The organism is Nocardioides alkalitolerans (genome assembly GCA_038184435.1).
In the GTDB taxonomy this organism is placed as follows: domain Bacteria; phylum Actinomycetota; class Actinomycetes; order Propionibacteriales; family Nocardioidaceae; genus Nocardioides; species Nocardioides alkalitolerans_A.
In genome coordinates this window covers 4,210,198-4,235,025 of the sequence record CP116227.1, presented here as the reverse complement: position 1 = coordinate 4,235,025, position 24,828 = coordinate 4,210,198, and the positions used below count along the sequence as shown (strand labels likewise).

The 24,828-nt window shown below is 74.4% G+C and carries 21 protein-coding genes; 10 read left to right on the top strand and 11 right to left on the bottom strand.

Annotated elements, in window-relative coordinates; genetic code table 11:
- The first annotated feature begins 72 nt into the window (after positions 1–72).
- Positions 73–1,788, top strand: a complete 1,716-nt coding sequence (locus PIR53_20205; protein WZH52321.1) for an alkaline phosphatase D family protein — start codon at positions 73–75, stop codon at positions 1,786–1,788.
- A 1-nt stretch (position 1,789) separates the two neighbouring features.
- A complete protein-coding gene (locus PIR53_20200; protein ID WZH52320.1) occupies positions 1,790–3,139 on the top strand; it encodes an alkaline phosphatase family protein in 1,350 nt (449 codons plus the stop codon).
- Here the strand turns inward: PIR53_20200 and PIR53_20195 are convergent.
- The 6 genes from PIR53_20195 to dapF all read right to left on the bottom strand — a co-directional run bounded on the left by PIR53_20195 (position 3,125) and on the right by dapF (position 12,806).
- Positions 3,125–5,089 (bottom strand): ATP-dependent DNA helicase, encoded by a 1,965-nt coding sequence (locus tag PIR53_20195; protein WZH54484.1) that lies wholly within the window; start codon positions 5,087–5,089, stop codon positions 3,125–3,127. The two genes, PIR53_20200 and PIR53_20195, sit on opposite strands and share 15 nt — an antisense overlap.
- A gap of 194 nt (positions 5,090–5,283) precedes the next feature.
- Positions 5,284–5,970 (bottom strand): hypothetical protein, encoded by a 687-nt coding sequence (locus PIR53_20190; protein WZH52319.1) that lies wholly within the window; start codon positions 5,968–5,970, stop codon positions 5,284–5,286.
- Between the two features lie 86 nt (positions 5,971–6,056).
- Positions 6,057–8,495, bottom strand: a complete 2,439-nt coding sequence (secD, locus tag PIR53_20185) for a protein translocase subunit SecD (protein WZH52318.1) — start codon at positions 8,493–8,495, stop codon at positions 6,057–6,059.
- A 127-nt stretch (positions 8,496–8,622) separates the two neighbouring features.
- Complete coding sequence (gene hflX, locus PIR53_20180) at positions 8,623–10,146, bottom strand: GTPase HflX (GenBank protein WZH52317.1); 1,524 nt, start codon at positions 10,144–10,146, stop codon at positions 8,623–8,625.
- 42 nt (positions 10,147–10,188) lie between these two features.
- Entirely contained in the window at positions 10,189–11,790 is a 1,602-nt protein-coding gene (locus PIR53_20175) for an alkaline phosphatase D family protein (protein WZH52316.1), read from the bottom strand.
- Positions 11,791–11,924: 134 nt separating this feature from the next.
- Positions 11,925–12,806 carry a diaminopimelate epimerase gene (gene dapF, locus PIR53_20170; protein ID WZH52315.1) on the bottom strand — a complete coding sequence of 294 codons (882 nt, stop codon included), beginning with the start codon at positions 12,804–12,806 and terminating at the stop codon, positions 11,925–11,927.
- A gap of 170 nt (positions 12,807–12,976) precedes the next feature.
- Here dapF and PIR53_20165 point away from each other — a divergent pair, with 170 nt between their 5' ends.
- Positions 12,977–14,302, top strand: a complete 1,326-nt coding sequence (locus PIR53_20165; protein WZH52314.1) for an MFS transporter — start codon at positions 12,977–12,979, stop codon at positions 14,300–14,302.
- On the opposite strand, the gene PIR53_20160 is transcribed toward PIR53_20165, so the two are convergent.
- Positions 14,286–15,275: an AsnC family protein gene (locus PIR53_20160; GenBank protein WZH52313.1), complete on the bottom strand. Its 990-nt coding sequence runs from the start codon at positions 15,273–15,275 to the stop codon at positions 14,286–14,288. The genes PIR53_20165 and PIR53_20160 overlap by 17 nt on opposite strands.
- Positions 15,276–15,362: 87 nt before the next feature.
- Here PIR53_20160 and PIR53_20155 point away from each other — a divergent pair, with 87 nt between their 5' ends.
- Both PIR53_20155 and PIR53_20150 read left to right on the top strand, forming a co-directional pair.
- Positions 15,363–16,799: a M28 family peptidase gene (locus PIR53_20155; protein ID WZH52312.1), complete on the top strand. Its 1,437-nt coding sequence runs from the start codon at positions 15,363–15,365 to the stop codon at positions 16,797–16,799.
- Complete coding sequence (locus PIR53_20150; GenBank protein ID WZH52311.1) at positions 16,796–17,845, top strand: lipase family protein; 1,050 nt, start codon at positions 16,796–16,798, stop codon at positions 17,843–17,845. The genes PIR53_20155 and PIR53_20150 overlap by 4 nt, the downstream gene beginning before the upstream one ends.
- Positions 17,846–17,867: 22 nt before the next feature.
- On the opposite strand, the gene PIR53_20145 is transcribed toward PIR53_20150, so the two are convergent.
- Positions 17,868–18,479 carry a TetR/AcrR family transcriptional regulator gene (locus PIR53_20145; GenBank protein WZH52310.1) on the bottom strand — a complete coding sequence of 204 codons (612 nt, stop codon included), beginning with the start codon at positions 18,477–18,479 and terminating at the stop codon, positions 17,868–17,870.
- Between the two features lie 68 nt (positions 18,480–18,547).
- Here PIR53_20145 and PIR53_20140 point away from each other — a divergent pair, with 68 nt between their 5' ends.
- Positions 18,548–19,456: a sterol desaturase family protein gene (locus PIR53_20140; GenBank protein WZH52309.1), complete on the top strand. Its 909-nt coding sequence runs from the start codon at positions 18,548–18,550 to the stop codon at positions 19,454–19,456.
- Here PIR53_20140 and PIR53_20135 read toward each other — a convergent pair.
- The gene (locus tag PIR53_20135; protein ID WZH52308.1) at positions 19,428–19,997 is read right to left on the bottom strand and encodes a dihydrofolate reductase family protein; all 570 of its coding nucleotides are present in this window, start codon (positions 19,995–19,997) and stop codon (positions 19,428–19,430) included. The two genes, PIR53_20140 and PIR53_20135, sit on opposite strands and share 29 nt — an antisense overlap.
- Positions 19,994–20,926 (bottom strand): tRNA (adenosine(37)-N6)-dimethylallyltransferase MiaA, encoded by a 933-nt coding sequence (gene miaA / locus PIR53_20130; protein WZH52307.1) that lies wholly within the window; start codon positions 20,924–20,926, stop codon positions 19,994–19,996. Before miaA ends, PIR53_20135 begins: the two co-directional genes overlap by 4 nt.
- Before the next feature lie 83 nt (positions 20,927–21,009).
- Here miaA and PIR53_20125 point away from each other — a divergent pair, with 83 nt between their 5' ends.
- The 4 genes from PIR53_20125 to PIR53_20110 all read left to right on the top strand — a co-directional run bounded on the left by PIR53_20125 (position 21,010) and on the right by PIR53_20110 (position 23,219).
- On the top strand, positions 21,010–21,276 hold the full coding sequence (locus PIR53_20125) for an antitoxin (GenBank protein ID WZH52306.1): 267 nt from the start codon (positions 21,010–21,012) through the stop codon (positions 21,274–21,276).
- A complete protein-coding gene (locus PIR53_20120; protein ID WZH52305.1) occupies positions 21,273–21,824 on the top strand; it encodes an NUDIX domain-containing protein in 552 nt (183 codons plus the stop codon). Before PIR53_20125 ends, PIR53_20120 begins: the two co-directional genes overlap by 4 nt.
- 37 nt (positions 21,825–21,861) lie before the next feature.
- A complete protein-coding gene (locus PIR53_20115) occupies positions 21,862–22,125 on the top strand; it encodes a hypothetical protein (GenBank protein ID WZH52304.1) in 264 nt (87 codons plus the stop codon).
- A 116-nt stretch (positions 22,126–22,241) separates the two neighbouring features.
- Positions 22,242–23,219 carry a hypothetical protein gene (locus tag PIR53_20110; GenBank protein WZH52303.1) on the top strand — a complete coding sequence of 326 codons (978 nt, stop codon included), beginning with the start codon at positions 22,242–22,244 and terminating at the stop codon, positions 23,217–23,219.
- 70 nt (positions 23,220–23,289) lie between these two features.
- Here PIR53_20110 and miaB read toward each other — a convergent pair whose 3' ends face one another.
- A complete protein-coding gene (miaB, locus tag PIR53_20105) occupies positions 23,290–24,798 on the bottom strand; it encodes a tRNA (N6-isopentenyl adenosine(37)-C2)-methylthiotransferase MiaB (GenBank protein ID WZH52302.1) in 1,509 nt (502 codons plus the stop codon).
- Between the last annotated feature and the right edge of the window lie 30 nt (positions 24,799–24,828).

Here is a 24,828-nt window from a genome sequence, read left to right as displayed (position 1 = left end):
ACGGTTCGCCGTCCGGACCGTGCTCACACCGCTGCGCGCGGAACCCGCGGGACCGGACCTCGTTACCGAGGTGTGACCCAGGACTCATCGCCCGACGCGCCGGCACCGACGCTGCCGGTCCACCGCCGTACCGTGCTCGCCGGTTCCGCCGTGGTCGGTTCCGCCGTGGCCGGCGCCGCCGTGCTGGCGGACCCGTGGGGCGCGCCCCCCGCCGAGGCCGCCGGCTCGCCGTACTTCCAGCACGGCGTCGCCTCCGGCGACCCCCTCCCCGACCGCGTCGTGCTGTGGACGCGGGTGACGCCCCAGCGGGACGCGACCCCCGGTTCCGGACGGGGCGCCAACGTCACCGTCGAGTGGCAGGTCGCGACCGACACACGCTTCCTCCACCTGGCGGCGCGTGGCACCTACCGCACCGGGGCGGCCGCGGACCACACCGTGAAGGTCGACGCGACCGGGCTGCGGCCGGGGACGCGGTACGTCTACCGCTTCCTCTACGGCGGCGTCGCCAGCCCGGTGGGCCGCACGCGCACCGCACCGGCGACGACCGCCGTGCCCGAGCGCCTCCGTCTCGGCGTGGTCTCGTGCGCCAACCTGCAGGCGGGCTACTTCCACGCCTACCGGCACCTCGCCCAGCGCGACGACCTGGACGCGATCCTCCACCTCGGGGACTACCTCTACGAGTACGGGCCGGGCGAGTACGGGCTCGGCCGGGACAACGTCGACGTGCGCCGCCACGTGCCGGCCCGGGAGATGGTCTCGCTGGCCGACTACCGGCAGCGCCACGCGCAGTACAAGCAGGACCCCGACCTGCAGTGGCTGCACTCGAAGTACCCATTCATCGTCACGTGGGACGACCACGAGACGACCAACGACGCCTGGCGCGACGGCGCCGAGAACCACCAGCCGACCGAGGGCGACTGGGCGACGCGGCGCGCGCGGGCCCACCGGGCCTACGACGAGTGGATGCCGGTGCGGATGAACGGCACCGCCGCGCTCGGCGACGGGACGCGGCTGTTCCGCAGCCTCCGGTTCGGCCGCCTCGCCGAGCTCTCCATGCTCGACCTGCGCACCTACCGCGACGAGCAGGTCGCCTACCCCGCCGTCGACGCCCGCGTCAGCGACCCCGCCCGCACCATCACCGGCCGCGCCCAGCTCGACTGGCTGAAGAACGCGGTCGCCACGACCCAGGTGCAGTGGAAGCTCGTCGGCAACCCGGTGATGATCGCCCCCGTCACCTTCGCGCAGCTGCCGACCGAGCTCCTCGACCCCGTCAACGACGTGACGCACCTGCTGCCGCGCGACGGCTCGCCCTACAACGTCGACCAGTGGGACGGCTACACCGACGACCGACGCGAGCTCTTCGCCCACATCCGCGACCGGGGCATCCGCGACACGGTGTTCGTCACCGGCGACATCCACTCCGGGTGGGCCGCCGACCTGCCGTACGACGTCGCGACCTACCCGCTCAGCCGCTCGGCCGGCGTCGAGCTCGTGGCCAGCTCGGTCACGTCCAACAACCTCAAGGACATCCTCGGCGTGCCGCCGCGCACCGGGAGCGTCGCCGTCGAGTCGGCGATCCGGCTGGCCAACCGGCACGTCCGCTACCTCGACTTCGACTCGCACGGCTACTCGGTGCTCGACGTGACGAGCGCGCGGGTGCAGATGGACTGGTACGTCACCGGCCCGCGCGACCAGCGCGGTGCCGGCAGCACCCACGCCGCCTCGTTCCAGACGCTCGCCGGCACCAACACCATCAGCCGGGCCGCCGGGCCCGTGGGAGGACGCTGACATGACCGACTGCGCGCACCGGGACCCCGCGTCCCCGTCGCCGTTCCTCGACGGTGACCCCGAGCGGGAGCACCTGCGGCCCGCGGCCCAGCGCCGTACCTTCCTCAAGGTCGCCGGGGCCGGCGGCGCGGCGCTCACCTTCTCGGCCGCCCTCGGCGCGGAGCGGGCAGCGGCCGGCACCCGTCCGGCGCTGGCCAACCGGGCCTACGTGATCGTCGTCGACGGCTGCCGTCCCGACGAGATCGACTCGGGACTGATGCCGAACCTGCGGGCACTGCGCGCCGGGGGGCTCCACTTCCCGCAGGGACGGTCGCTCCCGATCATGGAGACGATCCCCAACCACGTGATGATGATGACCGGCGTGCGGCCCGACCGGAACGGCGTGCCGGCCAACTCGATCTACGACCGCGCGCTCGGCGCCGAGCGCACCCTGGAGCTCCCGACGGACCTCAAGGCCACCACGCTGATGACGCTCGCGCGCAAGCACGGCATGACGGCGGGCTCCGTGCTGAGCAAGGAGTACCTCTACGGCATCTTCGGGCGGAACGCGACGTACCGCTGGGAACCCGGCCCGATCGTGCCCGTCAGCGGGCACGCCCCCGACCCGTTCACCATGGACGCGGCGCTCTCGATCGTCGAGGAGTTCGACCCCCACCTCGTCTTCGTCAACCTGGGCGACGTCGACCGCGTGGGCCACACCGACCTGACGGGCGGGCTGTCGCTGGAGCTGCTGCGGCGTACGGCGCTGGTGGCGACCGACCTGCAGGTGAAGCGCTTCGTCGACATGCTGAAGTCCACCGGACGCTGGGAGCGGTCGCTGGTCGTGGTGCTCGCCGACCACTCGATGGACTGGTCGCTGCCCCACAAGGTCGTCTCGTTGAGCTCGCCGTTCGCGGCCGACCCGCTGCTGAAGGGCAAGGTCGCGATCGCCCAGAACGGCGGCGCGAACCTCGTCTACTGGACGGGCCCGGCCTCCCAGCGGCAGGCGGGCGTCGACCGCATCGTGGCGATCGCCAAGGCGCAGGCGGGGGTGCTCGGGGTCTACGACCGGGCGCGCGTGCCGAGCCTCCGCCTCGGGGCGAACGCCGGCGACGTCGTCGTCTACTGCCGCGCGGGCTGGCGGTTCTCCGACCCGCACGTGCTCGCCAACCCCATCCCCGGCAACCACGGGCACCCCACGACGGAGCCGATCCCCTTCTTCCTCGCGGGCGGGCACCCGGCCGTGCCGCGGGGCCGGACCTCCCCGTTGGTGGCCACCACCGTCGACGTCACGCCGACGGTCGCGCGCTTCCTCGGCCTGCCCTTCCCCACCGGGCGGTGGGCCTGGGACGGGCGGTCACTCCTCGGCTGAGGCCGAGAGCCGGGCCAGCGCCTTGACCACGATCTCCGGGTCCGTCGTGCGCCACATGGCGGGGAGGCTGGCCTCGAGGAAGCGGCCGTAGCGCGCCGTCGCCAGGCGCGGGTCGAGCATCGCCACGACCCCGCGGTCCTCGACCGTGCGGATGAGCCGGCCCGCGCCCTGCGCGAGGAGGAGCGCGGCGTGGGTGGCCGCGACCTGCATGAAGCCGTTGCCGCCGGCCGCGTCCACGGCCCGCTGGCGGGCCGACATCAACGGGTCGTCGGGCCGCGGGAACGGGATGCGGTCGATGATGACGAGCTGACAGGTGTCGCCGGGCACGTCGAGGCCCTGCCAGAGCCCCAGCGTGCCGAACAGGTTGGTGTGGGGGTCGCCGACGAACTGGCGGGTCAGCTCCGAGAGCTGCGCGTCGCCCTGGGCGAGCGTCGTCAGGTGGGGCAGGCGCTCCCGCACGGCCTCGGCCGCCGCCTCCGCCGCGCGCCGCGAGGAGAAGAGGCCGAGCGTGCGGCCCTCCGCGGCGTCGATGAGCCGCACGATCTCGTCGACCTGGGCCGCGCCGAGACCGTCGCGGCCGGGCGGCGGGAGGTGACGCGCGACGTAGAGGATCCCCTGCCGCCCGTAGTCGAACGGCGAGCCGACGTCGAGGCCGCGCCACGGCAGCACCCCCGACGTCGCGGCGGCGTCGCCGTCCACCTTCGCGGCCGGCGCCGCGTCGGAGGCGCCGATCCGGTCGGCGCGCTCGGAGGGCTTGAGGCCGACCGTCGAGGCCACCACGTCGAAGTCGCCGCCGAGCATGAGCGTCGCCGAGGTGAAGACGACCGTCGACTCCGTCAGCAGCCGGTCGCGCATCTGGCCCCAGACCTGCAGGGGCGCCACGCAGAGGCGGTCGGGGATCCGGTCGCGGCCCGACCCGAAGGGCCGGGAGAGCCACACCACGTCGTTCTCGCTGTTGGCGGCCAGGCGCTCCGCGGTCGCGAAGACCTCCTGCACCCCCGCCTTGGCCTGCGCCTTGCCGGCGTCGGGCTCGCCGGGCGCGTCCTTCGGTCCCCGCGCGAACGCCGAGACGCACTCGCGGGCCGCGTCGCGGACCAGCTCCAGCGACTCGGCGACGAGGTCCGGAAGCCGGTCGAGGCGACCCGCCTCCGTCTCGCTCATCGCCGCCCGCAACGACTCGGCCGCGTCGGCCAGGTCGTCGGCGGGGTTGCTGGGCGAGTCCGCCTCCTCGACGTGGCGGCGGGCCCGGCGCGCGGCCCGGTCGACGTCGTTGGCGCTGAGCTCGTCGGTGGCGGCCTGCGTCACGCGCGCGACCAGCTCGTGGGCCTCGTCGACGACGACCGCGTCGTACTCCGGGATCATCGGGATGCCCTCGATCGCGTCGATCGCGAGCAGCGAGTGGTTGGTGATGACGAGCTGCGAGTCGGCGGCCTTCGCCTTGGCGCGCTCGGCGAAGCACTCCTCGCCGTAGGCGCAGCGCGTGGCGCCCAGGCACTCCCGCGCGCTGACGCTCACCTGGCGCCACGTGCGGTCGTTGTGGCGCGGCGCGTGGTCCTTGTCGCCGGGGCCGCCCGACTCCGCCTGCTCCTCCGCCCACGAGCGCAGGGCCAGCACCTCGGCGCCCAGCGTGCCCTCCGGCACCTCGACCAGCACGCCCTGGTCGTCGGGGACGCCCTCCCGGATGCGGTGGAGGCACGCGTAGTTCGACCGGCCCTTGAGCACCGCGTAGGACGTGTCGACGCCCTTCTCGCCCTTGACCGCCTTCACGAGCCGCGGCAGGTCCCGCTCGACCAGCTGGTGCTGCAGCGCGAGCGTCGCCGTGGCGATCACGACCCGCTCGGAGTGGAGCATCGAGGGCACCAGGTAGGCCAACGACTTGCCGGTGCCGGTGCCTGCCTGCACCAGCAGGTGCTCCTTGCCGGCGAGCGCCTCCGCGACGGCGTCCGCCATCTGCAGCTGCCCCGCCCGCTCGGCGCCGCCGAGCGCGGCGACCGCCGTGCCGAGCACCTCGCGCACCCGCGACGGACGCCCGGCGGAGGCCGTCACGGCAGGCTCGTCGGGGGTGTTCGCGGAGGGGGAGGACACCCGGGCAACCCTAGCCGCGGCGGCGCCGGTACGACGCGGCGCATCCACAGGCGGCCCCGTCAGCCCCGCAGGCCCGCGCGCTCCCGCAGCAGGCGCGCCAGCACCCGCGGCTCGTCGGCCCACAGACCGACCTCGACGACCTCGAGGTCACCGGTCTCCCGCAGGCCGGGGTGCGGAACGGTCAGCGCACGGGCCAGCCGGAGCTGCACGTTCGTCCCGCCCGAGACGGCCACGCCCAGCCACGTCCCGGGACCGCCGTCCGACGGCGGCTCCGACGGGGCGTCCGTCCCGACGATCCGCGCCGACGACTCCAGCGAGCGCTCGGCGGTCGAGACGGACGCGATCGCGTCGTACGGGATCCCGAGGTCGAGGACCGGGCCGGAGCGCACGCGCAACGTGTCCTCGGTCAGCAGGTGCGGATGGGTGCGCACCCCGGCGAGCAGCCCGACCATGAAGACGAGCCCCCAGACGCCGAGCACCAGGACCGGCCACTGCACCCACGGCCACCAGTGGAGGAGGACGTGGACGACCACCACCTCGACCGCCGAGCCGATGACGAAGAGCCACATCATGGGGCCGCTGATCTGGCTGTAGCCGACCGCCTCGGCACCCGCCGGGATGTCCGGGCGGCGCCGCACCCAGCGCACGATGCTGCGGTAGCCGCCCGCCTCCATCGCGAGCAGCCGCCGCGCCACGGTGCCTGCGGGCGCGGTCGTCGCCGCGCTCCCCCCGGCCGGCACGTCCATGGGCGGCACTGTGCCACCCCCCACCAACGCCGACGGCCCGCCCCCGGCGAGGGGCGGGCCGTCGGTACGGCGAGGGGTCGCGTCGCTCAGACCACGGCGCCCGAGTCGTTCGGGTCGCGGCTGGCGCGCTCCTTCTTGTCGCGCGAGAACGGCGAGCGCTGGTTGAAGTAGGTCAGCAGCGGGCCGGCGAGCAGCGTCGTGGACGCCGTGCCGAACAGCAGGCCGAGGAGCAGCGCGAGCGCGAAGTCCTGCAGCGAGTCGCCACCGAGGATGGTGAGCGCGGCCAGGATGAAGATCGAGCCGATACCCGTGTTGACCGTGCGCGGCAGGGTCTCGATGACGGCGCGGTTGGTGACGTCGACGAAGTTCGGGTCCTCGACCTCGGCGGCCTGCTTCGTCAGCACGGTGCCGCCCTCGGCCGCCTTGGCGTCGGCCTCCGCGGCCGCCGCCAGGCGGTCCTTGCGCGCCTGGCCCGTGGCCCACCACTTCTCGCGCACGCGGTCGAAGACGACGATCGTGTCGTTGATGGAGAGACCGATGATCGTCAGGGCCGCGGCGAGGAAGACGCCGTCGATGGGCTTGCCGAGCCACGCGAAGATGCCGACGACGAGGATGACGTCGTTGGCCATCGCGAGGGCCGCGGCGAGACCGAACGTCCACTTGAACCGGATCGCCAGGTAGATCATCTGGGCGAGCAGGGCCAGGACGAGCGCGATGATGGCGTTGCGGAAGAGCTCGCCACCGAGCGCGGCTCCGAGGCTGTCGTCGGAGACGACCTCGGAGACACCGACCTCCTGGTCGAGCGCCTCGCGGATCTGGCCCTCCTCGGCGTCGCTGATGCGACCGGTGCGCACGGAGATGTCACCGGCGTCGGCGGTCTGCACGACGGCCTCGGGGAACCCGGCGTCCGCGATGACCTCGCGGGCGCGGTCCGGCGTGATGCTCTGCTCCGTCGCGTAGATGACGTTGCGACCGCCGGTGAACTCCAGGCCGAGGTTGAGGCCCTGGGTCGCGATGCCCGCGATCGCGATGATGCAGGCGGTGAGCGAGCCGAGCACGAACACCTTGCGTCGCTGGATCAGGCGCGGGTTCTTCCGCTCGAGCCAGAGCCGGACGCGGCCCACGGACGCGAGGCCCGTGACCTTCGGGTTGCGGTTCACCCAGCGCGACGACACGGCGGCGGTCGTCAGGATGCGGGCGATGACGAGCGCCGAGATCATCGACGCCACGGTGCCGATGATGAGCGTGACACCGAAGCCCTGGACGGGACCGGACGCGAGGAACACGAGCAGGATCGCCGCGAGCAGGGTCGTCACGTTGGAGTCGAGGATGGCGGTGAACGCCTTGTTGAAGCCCACCTGGAGCGCCCGGCGCAGGCCGGCCGCCCGGTTCGCGGCGAACTCCTCCCTCGCTCTCTCGAAGACGAGCACGTTGGCGTCGATCGCGAGTCCGATGGCGAGCACGAACCCGGCGAGACCGGGCAGCGTCAGGGTCGCGCCGAGGAAGACGAGCATCGCGTAGGAGATCAGCGCGTAGGTCGCCAGCGCGAGCGTCGCCATGAGGCCCACGAGGCGGTAGACGAAGATGACGAAGAGGCCCGTCAGCGCCACACCGATGATGCCGGCCTCGGCGGACGACTTGATGGCCGAGTTGCCGAGGGTGGGGCCGATGGTGCGCACGTCGGGCGCGATGTCGTCGCCGTCCGCCTCGCTCGCGATGCGCAGGGGCAGCGAGCCGCCCTCGATGAGCACGGCGAGGTCGTCGGCCTCGGCCTGGCTGAAGCTGCCGGTGATCTGCGTCGAGCCCGTGATCGAGCCGCCGCACGGGATGGTGACCTCGGGCGAGGAGATGGGCTCGTCGTCGAGGAGGATCGCGATGCGGTTCGCGGGGTTCTGGGCGCAGGCGGCGGCCTTGCTGAGCTCGCCGAAGGCGTCGGAGCCGGCGCCGGAGAAGTCGACCGTCACGGCCCAGTCGACCTGGTTCTGCGGCTGCTCGGCGGCGGCACCGGTGATGTCGTTGCCCTTGAGGGCGACCGGACCCACCACGAGGGCCTGGCCCTGCTCGTCGGTGACGGCGCACTCCTGCGCCTCGGCGTCGGCGGAGCCGTCCTCCCGGGCGGCCGCCGCGGCGTCCGCGCACTCGGGGACGGTGCCGGTGTCGGCCTGCGTGAAGGCGCGCACGACGGGCCGCACCTCGAGCTGCGCCGTCTGGCCGAGCACCTCGAGCGCCTCGTCGGGGTCCTCGACCCCGGGCAGCTCGATGATGATGCGGTTGGAGCCGGAGCGCACGACCGTCGACTCGCTGACGCCGAGACCGTCGACGCGCTGGCGGAGCACCTCGACCACCTGGTCGACGTCACCGGCGGTCGGGTCCTCCCCCGCCTTGTCGGAGAGCACGGTCAGCGTGATCTGGCTGCCGCCCTCGAGGTCGATGCCCAGCCGGGGCTCGATCTTCCACGCGGCTGCCGCACAGGCGGCGAGCAGCGCGACCACGAACAGCAGTCGGAGGATGATTCCGCGAGACATGCACTACCTGCTCTGACGAGGGCCGACGAGGACGCAAACGGATGAAAGGTTACAGACCCTCCGCCGCGCCGTGGCATCGGCAACGCCGTGCGGCCCCGCTCCCCGGCACGCGGCCGGGGAGCGGGGCTCACCCCGCGGCGTACGGCGCGAGCTCGCCCGCCAGGGACGCGTTCGCGCGACCGGAGACGCGCGTGCCGTCGCCGGTGTGCTCGAGCTGGTCGATCTCCGCGTGCTGGTGGATGCGGTTCATGAGGTCGCCCCGCGCGTAGGGCACCAGCGCGTCGAACGGCTCCGCCGGGTGGGGCAGCTCGCCCTCGACGACGCGCAGCGCCTCGGCGATGCCCTCGCCGGTGCGGGCGCTGACGACGACCAGGTGCGGCTCGCGCTGCTTGAGGCGCGCCAGCGCGATCTCGTCGGCGATGTCGGCCTTGTTGACGATGAGCAGCTCGGGCACCTTGTCGGCGCCGATCTCGGCGAACACCTCGCGCACGGCGGCGATCTGGCCCTCGGGGTCGGGGTGCGACCCGTCGACGACGTGGAGGATGAGGTCGGAGTCGGCGACCTCCTCCAGGGTCGAGCGGAACGCCTCGACGAGCTGGTGGGGCAGGTGGCGCACGAACCCGACGGTGTCGGACATCGTGTAGACCCGACCGTCGGACGTGGTCGTGCGCCGCGTCGTCGGGTCGAGGGTCGCGAACAGGGCGTTCTCGACGAGCACGCCGGCGTCGGTCAGCCGGTTGAGCAGCGAGGACTTGCCCGCGTTGGTGTAGCCCGCGATCGCGACGCTGGGGATCTGGTTGCGCCGACGCTCGGAGCGCATCGTGTCGCGCGTGCCCTTCATCTGGGCGAGCTGTCGACGCAGCTTGGCGATCTTGGTGTTGATGCGACGGCGGTCGGTCTCGATCTTCGTCTCACCGGGTCCGCGACCACCGATGCCCGCGCCGCCGGCGACCCGGCCGCCGGCCTGGCGCGACAGGTTGCCACCCCAGCCGCGCAGGCGCTGCTTCATGTAGCTCAGCTGCGCCAGCTCGACCTGCGCCTGGCCCTCGCGGCTCTTCGCGTGCTGGGCGAAGATGTCGAGGATCAGCGCCGTGCGATCGACCACCTTGACCTTGAGCCGGTCCTCCAGGTTGCGCAGCTGGCTGGGCGCCAGCTCACCGTCGCAGATGACGGTGTCGGCGCCGGTGGCCTGCACGATCTCGGCGATGCCCTCGACCTTGCCCCGACCGACGTACGTCGCGGGGTCGGGGCTCTGCCGGCGCTGGTAGAGCGCCTCGAGCACCTCGGAGCCCGCCGTCTCGGCGAGCAGGGCCAGCTCGGCCATGGAGTTCTCGGCGTCGGCGACGGAGCCCTCCGTCCAGACGCCGACGAGCACGACGCGCTCGAGGCGGAGCTGCCGGTACTCGACCTCGGTGATGTCCTCGAGCTCGGTGCGCAAGCTGGCCACGCGGCGCAGCTGGTGGCGCTCGGCGAGGTCCATCGCGCCGGTCGTGAGGTCCTCGGGGTCCGGCCCGTCGACGGGCACGACGTCCTCGACGAGGTCGTCGGGCTCCTCGGGCTCGTCGGCGTACCCGGAGACGAAGTCGTCGTCGTCCCAGTCGGAGGTGGCCGCCAGCTCGGCGGAGAGGGAGAAGTCAGGTGCGTTGCTCATACGGCTACCAGAGTAGGTCGCCCGTCCCACCCGCGCGACGGGTTAAGCCGCAGGCGTAACGGGATCCTCCGGATCGAGGTCCACCGACCACAGCACGGTGCCGGCCGCGTCCCGCAGCTCGACCCGCAGCCGGCCGTCGGCGTCGATCTCGCCCCACCCGACGTAGGTCTGGTCGGGCTGCGGCGCGCGCCGGTGATCGACGGTATTGCCCTTGACGTAGAGCTGGGTCGCCCCGAACGTCCGGTCCGGCTCCTTCGTCCCGAACGCGCAGGCCGCCAGCGGCCCCGAGATGAACTCCCAGAAGGGGTCGAAGTCGGTGTAGGTCGCGTCGGCGGGGTCGAAGCGGTGCGCTGCGGTGAAGTGCACGTCCGCGGTGATCCACACGACGTTGCGCACGCCCGCCGCCTTGAAGGCCGACAGGATCCGCGCCAGCTCGTGCTCGCGCCCCCGCGGCGCCCCGTGGTCGCCGTTGCCGTAGCCGTCGAGGTCCTGCTGGCGGCGCGGCGCGAGCCCGATCGGCTGGTCGGCCGAGATGACCTTCCAGGTGGCGCGCGAGGCCGTGACCTCCCGGATGAGCCACTCCATCTGCTCCTCGCCGAGCAACGCCGGCTCGCCCTCGGCCGTGCCGGCGTAGTTGGCCCCGCGGAACGTGCGCTGGTCGAGGCAGAAGACGTCGAGGTGCGCACCACGGGGCACCTTGCGGTAGAGCCCCTTCTCGGCGAACCCGGTCGCCCCGCGGCCCAGGAGGTGGGCCTCGCCGATCGGCATGTACTCCTGGAACGCCTGGCGGGCCATCCGCGCGAGCACGTCGACCCGCCGCTCGTCGGTGTAGCGGAACGTCGTGGTCTCGTCGTCCAGGATCTCGCCGGGGTACCAGTTGTTCGTCGTCTCGTGGTCGTCCCACTGCGAGATCACGGGCGTGGTGGCGTGCAGCCGCCGGACGTTGTCGTCGAGCAGCACGTAGCGGTAGCGCCCGCGGAACTCCGCGAGGGTCTGCGCCGGCCGCTGCACGTGCTCCGTGACGACGTTCCGCCACACCGACCCGTCGACCTCGACCACCGTGTCGGTGATCGGCTCGTCGGCGTAGATGTTGTCGCCGCAGTGGATGAATACGTCGGGGCGGAGGTCGGCCACCGCGCCGTACGCGACGAGACCGCCCGCGTCGGGACTGATGCCGTAGCCCTGCCCGCAGGTGTCGCCCGACCAGGCGAACGTCGTGCGCGCCGGGGTGTCCGACGGGGTCGTGAAGGCGACGTGGGTCAGGTCGCTCTCGGTGCCGTCGGGGCCCGCGAACCACAGGTCGGCCTCGTAGTCGCGGCCCGGCTCGAGGCCGGTGAGGGACAGGCGGGCCGTGAAGTCGGTCTCCGCGGTGCCGGCCGGCCCGACCCGGGTGCCGATCACCCGGCCGCCGCTGCGCAGGCGCACCTGGAGCTGGCCCGGGGCCTCGCCGCGCGCCCAGAGCACCCCCGACGTCGGCGTGACGTCGCCGGTCTGCGCGTGGGTGATCGCGTCCCGGCTGCGCACCAGCCCGGGCGTGCTGCGCGGCACCGGTCGGCTCGTGACCCTGGCCTGCACCGCGTCGCCGTCGAGGGGCGACCGCCCGAGGAGCACGCCCCCCACCACGCCGCCGCCCAGGGCGAGCACGCCCCGTCGTTGGATGACCGACCGCCCGAGAAGCCGTGACCTCGACACGCACCGCAGCCCACCGGCCGGGGGTGAACCCCGGGTGTCGGTCGCGCCTCGGCGCCCCGGCGGACGGCTGAACGGCCCCCGCGCCGTCAGCCCAGGGTGGTGAAGCCCTCGGCGACGATCTCGGCGGGCCCGGTGAGCACCACGTCGCCGGCCGGGGTCCACGTGAGGTCGAGCTCGCCACCCGGCACGTCGACCCGGTAGACGACGGGCTCGGCGGGCGGAGTGCCGTCGGCCGGCACGGCACCGTCGGCCAGCGCGCTCGCGACCATCACCGCCGCCGCGCCGGTGCCGCACGAGAGCGTCTCCCCCGACCCGCGCTCGTGGACCCGCATCGCCACGTGCCGCTCACCGCGGCGCACGACGAACTCGACGTTGACGCCGGTCGGGTAGATCGCCGCGGCGTAGACCGGCTCGCTCAGCAGCGACCCCGCCTCCGCGAGGTCGTCGACGAAGGCGACGGCGTGCGGGTTGCCCATGTCGACGCCCGTCGTCGGCAGGGTCGCGCCGGTGTCACGGACGGTCACCGCGGAGGCGGGGAGGCGCCGCGGCGCGCCCATCGAGGCGCTGATCCGCCCGTCCGGCTCGACCGCGACCGCCAGCACCCCGGCCCGGGTCGCGACCCGGATCGGCGTCGTCGCGTCCACGCCCTCCCGATCGACGAGCCAGCGGGCGAAGACGCGGATGCCGTTGCCGCACATCTCCGCGATCGACCCGTCGGCGTTGCGGTAGTCCATGAACCACTCCGCCTCGTCCCGCGCCGCGACGGCGGCGGGGTCGGCGGTGGCGGCGGTGCGCACCACCCGGAGGATGCCGTCACCGCCGATCCCGGCCCGGCGGTCGGTCAGCCGCTGCACGCCCGCGGCGTCGATCTCCTCGTGCCGGTCGCCGTCGGCGTCCGGGAGGATGACGAAGTCGTTCTGGGTGCCGTGGCCCTTGGCGAAGGGGTACGGCGCGTGCGAGCGGGTCACGCCTCCGATGGTCCCACGGGCCTGGGGACCGAGCCCAGCGCACGGCCGGCGCGACGGCATCCGGGCCCGTGGGCGACGTCAGCGACCGATCCGCCCGCGACGGGGTGGCCCGGTGACGGATCCTCGACGCACGACCCGGAGCCACATCACGCCGCTCCTAGCATCCGGGCATGACGGCGCTCCCCCGCAGGACCCGCGTGGGCTACGCCCTCGCCGGGGTCTCCACCGGCACCTACGGCACGGTCCCGGGACTGCTCCTCATGCCCTACCTGACCGACGAGCTGGGCGTGCAGGCCGCGGTGGCCGGCCTGGTCGTGCTCGCCCCGAAGGCGCTCGACGTCGTGCTCAACCCGGTCGCCGGCCGCGTCAGCGACCGCTCGCCCCGCGCCGACCGGCGCCGCCCGTTCGTCGTGCGCGCCGGGGTCGTCATGGCCCTCGCCTTCGCGGCCCTGTTCGCGGCACCGGTGGCGGGGCCCGTGGCCGCCACGGCGTGGGCCCTCGGCTGCTCGCTGGTCGCCGCCGCGGCGTACGCCTTCTTCTTCGTCCCCTTCCTCGCGATGTCGGCGGAGATCACCGACGACTACGACGAGCGGACCCGACTGATGACCGGGCGCGTCGTCGTGATCACGCTCGCGATCCTCCTCGCCGGCGGCTCCGCGCCCGTGCTGGTGGACGCCGTCGGTGGCCTGACGGGCTACCGGACCATGGGGATCGTCATGGCGGTCGTCATCGCCGCGGGCACCGCCGCCTTCGCGTGGGGCACCCGGGGCGCGCCGCTGCGCCGCACCCCGGCGACGACCGCGTCGCTGCGCACGCAGCTCGCGGTGGCCCTGGCCTCCCCGCACGCGCGCACGCTGCTCCTCGCCTTCGTGCTGCAGGCAGCGGCCATGGGCACGGTGCTCGCCGGCATCGTCTACGCCGCCCGCACCCTCGTCGGCGACCCCGCCTTCGCGACCTGGGCCTTCGTGGCGTTCGTGGGCCCGGCCGTCGTCGTCGCCCCCGTGTGGCATCGGGTCGCCCTGCGCGTGGGCAAGAAGGACGCCTTCACCCTCGCGACCGGGGTGCTCGCCGTCGGGCTCGTCGCGCTCCTGCTCGCCCGCGACGGCGGCACGGTGGCCCTGCTCGTGGGCGCGGGGGTCGTCGGGGTCGGGTACGCCGGCGGCCAGCTCCTGCCCCTCGCGATGCTGCCCGACCTCGCCGCGCACGACGCCGCCGCCTCGGGCGAGGACCAGTCCGGCACGCTCAGCGGCGTCTGGTCGGGGTGCGAGCTCCTGGGGTACGCGCTCGGGCCGGCGCTGTTCGGCCTCGTGCTCACGCTCGGCGGCTACGCCTCCGCCAGCGGCGGCGCGGTCGAGCAGACCGACGCCGCACGGCTGGCCGTGGCGCTCGGCATCTCGCTCGTGCCGGCGACGCTCGTGGTGCTCAGCCTGGTGCCGCTGCGCCGCTACCGCCTCGACGATGCGCTGCGCGACGGGGGCGTCACCACGTCGGCGTGACGTGGCCGGCCGACCGGCCCTCCGCGTCGAGGAGGTGCCCGTTGCGCTTGCGGGTCCGCACGACCGCCGTGCGACCCACCACCTCGATCCCGCTGCCCCAGCCGCGCTCGAGCTCGGGGAGGCGCTCCAGCGTCGCCGTCCGCAGCGCCACGAGCAGCGGCGCGTCGTCGACCAGCTCGGCGACCCGGTGCACGGCGGGGTCGCGGACGACCCGCGCGAGGGCCCCGTCGCGGTCCTCGCCGACGGCCCGCGCGGCGAGGAGCACCCCGCGCCCCAGCCCCACCGCGGGCATGGCGACGTCGCAGCCGAAGCGGAGGGCACCGGCCCGCGCCACCCGTGCCAGCGCACGGCGCGCCGTCGCCTCGGAGACGCCGAGCCGACGCCCGAGCGCCGCGTGGGAGGTGCGGACGTCGTCGCGCAACGCCTCCGCGACCTCCTGCACGAGGGCGACGGGCGCGCCCGGCGGCGGTGGGTCCACGGGAGCCGCCGGCCCCTCGAGCACCCGCAGCTGGCGCGGGGCGAGCACGCGGAGCCGCCACGTCGAGTCCTCGCGGAGCACCCGCTGCGCCAGGGACACGTGCTCGAGCCGGGCGTCCGCGGTCTCCTGCTCCCGCACCCGCGCCGCGAGCGCGGCCAGCCCTCCGTCTCCCGCGGCGAGGGCGACGAGCCCGAGCGGCGTCTCGTCGACCCCGAGCACCCAGGGCAGCGCACACCAGCGGTCCGCCGCGGCGTCGAGCGTCCCCGGCGCGGGACGCACGCGCACGACGGCGACGTCCGTGGTGGTCGACCACTGCTCCGGGGTGGGCCAGACGGTCCACCACGCCAGGCGCTCCCCGACCAGCCGGTCCCAGTGCCGGGCCGCGGTCGCGGCGTCGACGCCGACGGCGGCGCCGACCTGGGTCCACGGCGCCCGGGGCGCGACCTGGAGGGCGTGGACGACGGCGAGGTCGACCTCGTCGAGCAGTGCGGGCACGTGACGGAGACTAGGCGATCGGCGCACTTCCGTGACGGAATCCAGGCAAGCGGAGAGCGAATGCCGTCAGGGACCTACGCTCGCGGCGTGCACCTCGACGCCGACAGCATCCTCGCCACCGTGCGCGACCTCGTCGCGCTCGCCCCGCGCGCGACCGGCACCCCCGGCGGGCGCGCCGCCGCGGCGTACGTCGAGGGGCGGCTCGCCGCCGCCGGCCTGCGGACCGAGGTGCTCGAGGTCGCGTCGTACGCCTGGCGGGCCGAGGAGTGCCGGCTCACCGTCGACGGGGAGCCGGTCGCCTGCGCGCCCGTGCTGCACTCGGCGCTGCCCGCCCACGACGCCGTCGGGCCGCTCGGCGGCACCGTCCGCGGGCGGGTGGTGGACATCGGTGCGGATCCCGCCGTGCTGCGCCGGCCCGACGGACCCGACGCCCGCGGCGCCGTCGTGCTCTTCGACCTCTCCTTCGACATGGCGCTCTGGTCGCTGCTCCCGGTGACGGAGTGGTTCCACGACCCCGGTCGGCGCGTGCTGCGCCGCGAGGTGATGCGCAGCCGGAACCCCTACGTCACGTCGCTGACACGCGTCGTGGCGGCGGCCCGGGAGGCCGGGGCGGCGGCGGTCGTGGGCGTGCTGCGCGACTACCCGGAGTCGGTGGGGTACCACAACGAGTACTACCGCCGGCACCTCCTCGGCCTGCCCGGCGCCTGGATCACCGCCGCCACGGGCCGGCGGCTCCGCGCCCGGCTCCGCACGGGGTCCACCGCCGAGCTGGTGCTCCACGTGCAGCGCGACGAGGTGCCCTCGCAGACGGTGCTCGGACTGCTCCCGGGCCGCAGCCGGGAGACCGTCATGGTGCAGTCGCACCACGACTCCGTCGGCCCCGGCGCCGTCGAGGACGCCACGGGCACCGCGGAGGTCGTCGCCCTCGCCGAGCACCTCGCCGCCCGCGTCCGTGGAGGGTGGCGGCCCCGCAAGAACGTGCTGTTCACGACCTTCGACACGCACTTCACCGGCTACCAGGCCCACCAGGAGTTCACCCGGCGCTACGTGCTCGACCCGGCCTCGCCGTACGACGTCGTGCTCAACCTGACCGTCGAGCACGTCGGTCTCCGGGCCCGGCGCGGCGCGGACGGCGGGTTCGAGACCCTCGACGCGACCGAGCCGCGGGGACTCTTCGAGAACCTCAACCCCTGGTGGAAGGTGCAGCTCGTGCGTGCGCTGCGGCGCCACGGGGTGCACAGCACGAGCCTGCTCAACGCCACCCCGTTCGAGCTGTCGCGCGCGGGCATCCCGACCGACGCCTCCTTCACGCTCGTGGCGGGGGTCCCGACGGTCAGCCTCATCTCGGGACCGCTCTACCTGTACGACGACGCCGACACCCTCGACAAGGTCGACGTCGCCCAGCTCGAGCCCGTGGCCCGCTTCTTCGCCGACCTGCTCGAGCGCGCCGACCGCGCGCCCGGGCAACGGATCGGGCTGGTGCCCGCCCGGCTGCGCCGCCGCCTGCCGCGGGGACGCTGGTGATCCCCGGACGCGTCGTGCGCTTCCCGTCGCACGACGTGCGGGGGGCGGCGGTGGAGCAGACCGGCCTCCTCCACGTGCCGGCCACCCCGCCCCCGCCGGGCGGCTGGCCCTACGTCGTCTACGGCCACATGACGACCGGCGGTGGCGACCGCGCCGCACCGAGCGCCTGCACGCCCGACCACCCCGAGCGGCGGCGGATGACGCAGGGCGACGAGGTCTGCCGGGGGCTGCTGGCGCACGGGGTGGCGGTGCTGCGTCCCGACTACGAGGGCATCGGGAGCCCCGGACCGCATCCCTACCTCGTCGGCTCCTCGCTCGCCCGCTCCGTGCTCGACATGGCGGCCGCACGCCGTGCCCTGGACCCGCGCATCGGCGACGCCTGGGTGGCCGTCGGCCACTCGGAGGGCGCCGTGGCGGTGCTGCACGCGGCGGCCCGGTCGCGGCAGGACGAGCGGACGGGGCACGACCTGCGGGGTGTCGCCGCCCTGACCCCCGTGACCCGGACGGACCGCACGATCGGCCTCGCCAGCCGGCTGCGCGTCCGCGTCCCCGGCACGAGCGTCGTCACGGCCCTCACCGGCCTCATGCTGCGGGGCGCGACCACGGTCGACCCGGCACTGGAGGCCCTCCTGCTCGACGGCGGCCTCTCCCCGGACGCGGCGGCGCGCTGGTCCCACCTCGACGAGCGCTGCCTCGTGGAGCTGGCCGACGCCGCGTCGTGGGGCGGGCTGGCGCCCGCCGCCGTGTGGGGCCCGCGCGCGGCCACCGCTCGCGCCGCGCTGCTCGCCCACCTGCACGCCGAGGACGTGCTCCACGTCGCGCTCCCCCGACTCCCCGTGCGCGTGGACCTCGGTCTCCTCGACGAGGTCGCGCCCGCACCCCTCACGGCTGCCCTGGTCCGGCGCTGGCGCGCGGCCGGCGTGCCCGTCGTCGCCCGCGCCTGGCCCACCCACCACTCCGGGGTGCTGCAGCGTCGGCACGCTCCCCCGGCGGTGGTCGCGTGGGTACGCCGCGTGCTCGACCTGGACCCGGCCGGCCCGGGCTGAGCCGGGCTGAGCCGGCGACCGCTCAGCGCACGCCGAGGAGTGCGCCGACCACCCGCTCCGCGCGCGCGAGCACCGCGGCGCCGTCCTCGCGGGGGTGGTCGGCCCACCAGCGCATGACGGTGTCGAGGATGCCGACCCAGACCTGCACCATGAGGTCGAGGTCGGCCGGGTCGGCGTCACCGGCGAGGCGCAGCATCTCCCCCACGCCCTCGACGGCGCGCTCGTGCAGGCGGGTGGTGTGGCGGCGCGCGGCCTCGGCGGCCGGTCCGACGCCGGGCGCCGTCGGGTCGAAGAGCACGCGCCACAGGTGGGGCCGACCGTCCAGGGCCTCGGTCAGGCCGGCCACCGTGAGGAGGCCCCGTTCGAGCCCGACGGCCCCGAGGGCGGCGCTGCGCTCGACCTCGTCGGCGACGACGGCTCCGGCGAGGTCGACGCACGCGGCGTACAGGCCCTCCTTGGAGCCGAAGTAGCTGTAGACCATCGGCTTCGAGATGCCGGCCCCCCGCGCGATCGTCGCGACGGAGGCGGCGGCGTAGCCCACCCGGCCGAGCTCGGCGAGGGCGACCTCGAGGATCTGGGCCTCGCGCTCGGCCCGCGGCACGCCCTTGGTGCCGGTGCGGGGGGCCGAGGTCATGCGGCAACCCTAGCCAGGGGAACTGACCTAGGAGTAAGTTACCCCGAGGTCATATCCCGGAGGTGCCCATGCAGGACGTGCTCGACCCGTTGAAGAACCCCGTCACCTGGGCGGCGCCCTTCTTCGTGCTGACGATCCTCGTGGAGCTGGCGGCGCTGCGCTGGCTCGACCACGACGACAACGTGACGGGCTACGCGCTCAAGGACGCCCGCGCGTCGATCTCCATGGGCGTCGTCTCGCTCGTCTTCCTCACGCTCTTCAAGGTCGTCTCGTTCGTCGGCTTCGTGGCGGTCTACGCCTACGTCGCGCCGTTCCACCTGCCGACGGACACGTGGTGGTACTGGGTGCTCGTCGTGCTCGGCGTCGACCTCGGCTACTACTGGCACCACCGCTTCAGCCACCGGGTGCGCATCGCGTGGGCCGGCCACCAGGCCCACCACTCCAGCGAGTTCATGAACTTCGGCACCGCGCTGCGCCAGAAGTGGAACCCCTGGTTCGAGTTCTTCTTCTGGCTCCCGCTGCCGCTGCTGGGGTTCGCGCCCTGGACGCTGTACGTCGCGTTCGGCCTCAACCTCGTCTACCAGTTCTACGTGCACACCGAGCTGGTCCAGAAGCTGCCGCGCCCCGTCGAGCTCGTCATGAACACGCCGTCGCACCACCGGGTCCACCACGGCTCCGACCCCGAGTACCTCGACAAGAACTACGGCGGCATCCTCATCGTCTGGGACCGGCTCTTCGGCACCTTCGCCGAGGAGCACCGACGCCCGCGCTACGGCCTCACCACGAAGGTGGAGACGTTCAACCTGCTCGAGCTGCAGTACGGCCACTACCGCGAGATCTGGGCCGACGTGCGCGGCGCGCGCACCTGGCGCGAGCGGTGGGGGTACGTCGCGGGCCCGCCCGGCTGGACCCCCGAGCGCGGCACGCCGACGCCGACCGAACGCGCCCTCAGCGGACGACGTCGAACGTCGCGATGACGAAGTCGCGGTTGCGGCCGGTCCCCCGCAGCGCGAGCTCGAGGCGCCGCGGGAGGACCGGGGCACCCGACCCGAGCACGCACGGCGCGTAGGCGAGCTCGACGCGGTCGAGCAGCCCGAGGTCCGCGACCCGGCCCGCCAGCTCGCCGCCGCCCAGCACCCACACGACCGTGCGGGCGAGCGCCGCGGCAGCGGCGACCGCCTCGACGTGGATCGCGCGCAGGGCCTCGTCGTCGTCCGCGGCGACGAACCGGATGTCCGCGCCCGCCCACGCCTCCGGCCGCGCCGCGGCCAGCTCGTCGCCCCGGTGCGTCAGCACCCAGGCCGGCACGGCGTAGGGCCACGCCTCTCCCCCGGCGTTCCGCACGAGCCAGGAGTAGGTCGACGCCCCCATGAGCAGCGCCCCGACGTCGGCGACGAACGCGGTGGGACCGCCGGGACCCTCCTCGTCGATGTCGCGCGTCAGCAGCCAGTCGAGCGAGTGGTCCTCGGTCGCGATGAACCCGTCGAGGCTGGAGGCGGTGAAGTAGGTGGTGGTCACGGACCCATCCTCTCGTCGAGCGCCCGCACCGCGGCGACCGCGCGGTCCACCCGGTCGGGCGCGTCCCAGTCGACCCACGCGATGCGCGGGTCCTTGCCGAACCACGACTCCTGGCGCCGCGCGAAGCGGCGGGTCGCGACGACGGTGCGCTCCCGGGCCTCCGCCTCGGTGAGCTCGCCGGCGAGGTGCGCCGCCACCTCCCGGTAGCCGATCGCCCGCGCCGCGGTCAGCCCCTCGCCGAGGCCCGCGGCCAGCAGCCGCTCCACCTCCGCGACGAACCCCGCGGCGAACATCAGGTCCACCCGCTGCGCGATGCGGGCATCGAGCGTCGGACGGTCGATGCGCACGCCGACCTGCACCGAGCGCTCGTCGACGTACTCGAGCACCGGCAACGACGCGCTGAAGGACCGCCCGGTCAGCTCGACGACCTCGAGCGCCCGCACGATCCGCCGCCCGTTCTCCGGGAGGATGCCGGCGGCCGCCTCGGGGTCGACCTCGGCCAGCCGCGCGTGGAGCGCCGCGGACCCGACGCGGGCGAGCTCCGCGTCGTACGCGGCCCGCAGGGCGGGGTCGGTGCCCGGGAACTCGAAGCGGTCGAGCACCGCCCGCGTGTAGAGCGCCGAGCCCCCGACGAGCACCGGCACCCGCCCGCGTGACCGGATCTCGGCGATCACGGCGCGCGCCTGGCCCTGGAAGGTCGCGACGCTGGCCGGCTCGGTCACGTCGAGGAGGTCGAGCAGGTGGTGCGGGATGCCGCGCCGCTCGCCCTCCGGGAGCTTCGCGGTGCCGACGTCCATGCCGCGGTAGAGCTGCATCGCGTCGGTGTTGACCACCTCCCCGCCCAGCCGCTCGGCGAGCGCGAGCGACAGGTCGGTCTTGCCCGCGGCCGTGGGGCCGACGACGGCGACGATCGGCGGGCGTTCACTCACCCTCGCTATCCTTCCAGCCACCGCGCGGGACCACCGAACGACCACCGACAGCTGCCCGGGGACCCCGGGCGAGGAGGCACCAGATGGGATTCAGCGACAAGCTCAAGAGCGTCCTGGGCCAGGCCCGGACGCAGGCGTCGAGCGCCGTCGACAAGCACGGCGACAAGATCACCGGCGGCATCGACAAGGCCGCGAAGTTCGCGGACGAGAAGACCAAGGGCAAGTACTCGGACAAGATCGCCAAGGGCACCGTCAAGGCCAAGGAGGGCCTCGAGAAGCTCGACGGCAAGAACGACGGCGACACCGGCCCCACCGGCCCCACGGGCTCCGGCCCCCGCACCCCCCGGTGACGACCAGCGCCCCGGACACGGTCCGGGGCCGCTTCGCGGTGGTCCCCGCGGCGTACGTCGTGTGCGTGCGCCCGGGGGCTGCCGGCGGCTCCGGTGCGGTCGAGGTGCTGCTGCAGCTGCGCAGCGGCACCGGGTTCATGGACGGCCACTGGGCCGCCGGGGCGGCCGGACACGTCGAAAAGGGCGAGACCGCGCCCGACGCGGCGCGGCGCGAGGCAGCCGAGGAGCTCGGCATCGAGCCGGAGCTGACCTTCCTCACCACGATGCAGCGGCGCGCCCCCGGGCCGGACGTCTCGCCCGCCATCGACGAGCGCGTCGACTTCTTCTTCGCGGCGACCGCGTGGACCGGCGAGCCCCGGGTCATGGAGGGCGCGAAGTGCGCCGACCTGCGGTGGTTCCCCCTCGACGCGCTGCCCGACCCGGTCGTGCCCCACGAGCTGACGGTGCTGCAGGCGCTGGCGGCCTCGCCCGCGGGCACGGACGTGGAGCGGCTGGCTACGGTGGGGGCCGGACTCGCGCCGTACACCACCTTCGGCTTCGGGTCCTGATCGAGACCACCGTGCCGCGCCCCGAGGAGGAGCCCCGATGAGCGATCCCGGACCCCAGCCCGAGCCCACCATCGAGCCGGCCGAGCCCAACCCGGGCGGCCCCGACGCGGCGCCGGGCGACCGCTACGCGAGCGCCGAGCCGTTGGTGGCCGACCCCGACCCCGAGCTGAACCCGGGCGTGGAGGACCACCTCCCCGACGAGGTCACCGCGCCCGATGACAAGCAGCAGGAGCCGACCGAGGGCGAGGACGACCGCGAGCCGTCCGAGGACGCCGACGCCGAGTCGGAGCCGCCGGCCTGATCCACCTGCGTGGTGGATCGGGGGCGACCGTCCGCTCCTGATCCACCACACAGCCGTTGTCCACAGGGGCGGCGACCGGCTGCATCTCCTCCGCGCCACGGGGTAGCCGTGGAGCCGTGCGTCCCTCGCTCCCCGACCCCGTCCTGGCCCTGCTCGCGCAGCAGGACTCCGTGATCGCACGCCGCCAGCTGCTCGACGGTGGCGGCGCCGCGCCGTGGCAGGTGCGCCGCTGGGTCGAGCGCGGCCTGCTCGTCACCGTCCACCCGGGCGTGTACGTCGCCCACAGCGGCCCCCTGACCTGGCGACAGCGCGCATGGGCAGCGGTGCTGCTCACCTGGCCGGCCTCCCTCCACGGCGTCTCCGCCCTCCGCGCGGCGGACGGCCCGGGGCGACGGCGGCACGACGACGACGGGCCCATCCACGTGGCGGTCGCGCGCGACCGCGTGCTCGCTGGACGGAGCGGCGTCCGGATCCACCGCCTCGAGCGGCAGGACGCAGGCACCCAGTGGAACACCTCCCCGCCGCGGCAGCGGTACGAGGAGGCCAGCGTGACGGTGGCCCTCGCGGCGCGGACCCGGCTCGACGGCATCGCGGTGCTGGCCGCCGGGGTCCAGGGCCGCCACACCATCGCGGCCAAGCTCGCCGAGAACCTCGCCTCGCGACCCCGGGTGCGCGACCGCGCGTTCTGGCAGGGCGTGCTCGAGGACGTGGCCGCCGGCACCTGCTCGGTGCTCGAGCAGGCCTTCCTCGACCGGGTCGAGCGGGCGCACGGGCTGCCAGCCTTCTCGCGCCAGGTGCGCGCCGTGACGCCGTCGGGGATCGTCTACCGGGACGCCGCCGTCGACGGGCTCGTGGTCGAGCTCGACGGGCGGCTGCACCACGGCACGACCGCGGCACGCGACCGCGACATGGAACGTGACCTCGACGCCGCCCTGGACGGCCTCGCGACCGTGCGGCTGTCCTACGGCCAGGTGGTCGACCGGTCGTGCGCGACGGCGCTCAAGCTCGCCGGGCTGCTGCAGCGCCGCGGCTGGGAGGGGGCACCCCGACCGTGCGGCAGCGGGTGCCCCGTGGGCGCGGCTGCAGCCGCTTGACCCCCTTGCGTGGTGGATCGGCGACCGCCAGGCGCACCGGATCCACCACGCAAGCGGGGCCGAGCCGGGATCAGCGCGCGCAGGCGCTCTCGACGACCGGCAGCGGTGCCGGCTGACCGATGGTCGGCATGCCCAGCGAGACGCCGGCAGGCGCGGCGGGCTCCGCCGTGCGGCGCTCCCACGCGTCGCCGGCCCGCGTGCGGCGCACCGCCAGCACGGGCCCGTCGGCGACGAGGTGGTGGGGCGCGCCGTACGTGACCTCGACCTCGACCATGTCACCGGGCCGCGGCACCTGGCCCTCGACGAGCGAGAAGTCGGCGGCGAAGTGCACGAGCCGGTTGTCGGGGGCGCGGCCGGACAGGCGCGAGGTCGCGGCGTCCTTGCGGCCCTCGCCCTCGGCGACCATGAGCTGGAGGCGACGGCCCTCGAGGCGCCGGTTCTCCTCCCACGCGATCTCGTTGACGAGCGCGACGAGGCGCTCGTAGCGCTCCTGCACGACCGCCTTGGGGATCTGGTCCTCCATGGTGGCGGCGGGGGTGCCGGGGCGGGTGGAGTACTGGAACGTGAACGCGCCCGAGAAGCGCGACTGTCGGACCACGTGGAGCGTGTCCTCGAAGTCCGCCTCGGTCTCGCCGGGGAAGCCCACGATGATGTCGGTGGTGATCGCGGCGTCGGGGATCGCGGCGCGGACCCGCTCGATGATGCCGAGGAACTTCTTCTGCCGGTAGGACCGACGCATCGCCTTGAGCACCGTGTCGGAGCCCGACTGCAGCGGCATGTGGAGCGACGGCATGACGTTGGGCGTCTCCGCCATCGCCTCGATGACGTCGTCGGTGAACTCGGCCGGGTGCGGCGAGGTGAACCGCACGCGCTCGAGGCCCTCGATCTCCCCGCAGGCGCGCAGCAGCTTGGAGAACGCCTGGCGGTCGCCGAACTCGACGCCGTAGGCGTTGACGTTCTGCCCCAGCAGCGTCACCTCGGTGACGCCCTCGGCGACGAGCGCCTCGATCTCGGCGAGCACATCGCCCGGGCGGCGGTCCTTCTCCTTGCCGCGGAGGCTGGGGACGATGCAGAAGGTGCACGTGTTGTTGCACCCGACCGAGATGGACACCCACGCGGCGTAGGCCGACTCCCGCTTCGTCGGCAGCGTCGAGGGGAAGACGTCGAGGCTCTCGAGGATCTCGACCTGCGCCTCCTCCGCCACCCGCGCGCGCTCCAGCAGCACCGGGAGCGACCCGATGTTGTGGGTGCCGAAGACGACATCGACCCAGGGGGCCTTGCGCGTGATCTCGCCGCGGTCCTTCTGCGCGAGGCAGCCGCCGACGGCGATCTGCATCCCGGGCCGGCGCGCCTTCACCGGCGCGAGGTGGCCGAGGTTGCCGTAGAGCTTGTTGTCCGCGTTCTCCCGCACCGCGCAGGTGTTGAGCACGACGACGTCGGCGTCCTCGCCGGCCGGGGCCTTGACCATCCCGGCGTCCTCGAGCAGGCCGGTCAGGCGCTCGGAGTCGTGCACGTTCATCTGGCAGCCGAACGTGCGGACGTCGTAGGTGCGCGGGGCGGGCGTGGCGGTCTCAGGCATGACCGGTCCAGGGTACGGCGCGGAACGGCC